Source organism: Nitratidesulfovibrio liaohensis, assembly GCF_011682075.1.
In the GTDB taxonomy this organism is placed as follows: domain Bacteria; phylum Desulfobacterota; class Desulfovibrionia; order Desulfovibrionales; family Desulfovibrionaceae; genus Cupidesulfovibrio; species Cupidesulfovibrio liaohensis.
In genome coordinates this window covers 1-1491 of the sequence record NZ_VSMK01000532.1, presented here as the reverse complement: position 1 = coordinate 1491, position 1491 = coordinate 1, and the positions used below count along the sequence as shown (strand labels likewise).

Below are 1491 nucleotides of genomic sequence, written 5' to 3'. Positions count from 1 at the left end.
CGCACGCGCCCCCCCGGCCCCGCCCGCCGCAACCGGCGGACCGGGATGATGCGGCGCGGTGCCCGCGCCGTTTCCTTCACCCCTGGTCCCTTGCCGCATCAACGCTCCCGCAGGGCATTCTGCTGCGCCTTCAGGATGGGCTTCAGCAGATAGTCGAGCACCGTCTTCTTGCCGGTGAGAATGTCCACCGTGGCGGTCATGCCCGGCATGATGGGCAGGTTTTCGCCACGATAGGTGATGGCGTTCTTCTTGGTGCGCAGCTTGACCAGATAGTAGAACTCGCCCTTGCGGTCCTCTATGGTGTCCGCGCTGATCTGTTCCAGCCCCGCCTCCAGCCCGCCGTAGATGGAAAAGTCATAGGCGGTGATCTTGACGATGGCCTTCTGGCCCGGATGCAGGAAGGCGATGTCCGCCGGGCGGATGCGGGCCTCGATAAGCAGGGTGTCGTCCAGCGGCACCAGTTCCAGAATGGATTCACCCGGCTTCACCACCCCGCCCTGGGTATTGATGATGATGCGTTTCACCGTGCCGCGCACCGGAGCGCGCAGGTCGGTGCGGGTCACCCGGTCTTCACCGGCGGACAGGGTTTCGCGTAGCGAATTCAGCTCCACGCGGCGCTTGTTGATTTCTTCCACCGCCTGCGAGCGCACCTCTGCCTTGCGGTGCGACAGCCGCTGCTCCACCTCGTGCGCGGCGTTGCGGGCCTTGGGAATGTTCACGGCCAGCGAACTGATGTCGCCGCGCAGCTGGATGACGCGCTGCTCAAGGCTCAGGTAGTCCACCTTGGAATATATCTGCTTTTCCACCAGCGGGCGGGCTATGTCGCGCTGTTCCTGGGCCACGCGCAGGCTGGCGCCCAACTGCCCCTGCCGCCCAACCATTTCGTCCACTTCCTGGCGTTTCTGCGTAAGCTGGCTTTCCAGCACGCTCAGTTCCAGTTCCAACTGGCGCTTGCGGGCATTGTGGATGGACGTCTGGTCGGCAATCACCTGCGGGGCCTTCTGCATCACTTCCTGCGGGTACACCGGGTCCTTGCCCGCCAGTTCCGCCTCCAGGCGGGCGATGGCGGCCATGTGCTCGTACGACTTGGATACCGCATCGCGAAAGAAGCTGGCGGCAGATTCGTTGTCCAGGCGCACCAGCACGGTGCCCTTTTCCACGATCTGCCCTTCGCGCACGAATATCTCGCTGATGATGCCGCCTTCCAAGTTCTGGATTTCCTGGATGCGCTGCGAAGGAATGACCTGGGCCTGGCCGCGCGTCACCTCGTCCAGCGAGGCAAAGGCCGCCCAGCCGATGAACACCAGAAAGAACACCCCCAACGAGGCGGACAGCAGGAAGGCCAGCGGATGCCCCTTGCGGTGCAGGGCCGCGTCCACTTCACTCATGAATTCAAGGTCATCGCGGCGCACGCCGTGCGCCCCGCCATCGCCCAGCGCGCTGGTGCGCCTGGCATCGGCAAGGCGCTGCCCCAGGGTGGTGCCGCCGGGC

General features: G+C 64.9%; 1 protein-coding gene. It reads right to left on the bottom strand.

Annotation, left to right across the window (positions count from 1 at the left end; genetic code table 11):
* Positions 1–98: 98 nt before the first annotated feature.
* On the bottom strand, positions 99–1388 hold the full coding sequence (locus FVW27_RS15365) for an HlyD family type I secretion periplasmic adaptor subunit (RefSeq protein ID WP_167126753.1): 1290 nt from the start codon (positions 1386–1388) through the stop codon (positions 99–101).
* Positions 1389–1491: the final 103 nt, after the last annotated feature.

Excerpts from the sequence above, each read along its gene's own strand:
- FVW27_RS15365 (WP_167126753.1), bottom strand. The coding sequence starts at position 1,388 with ATGAGTGAAGTGGACGCGGCCCTGCACCGCAAGGGGCATCCGCTGGCC.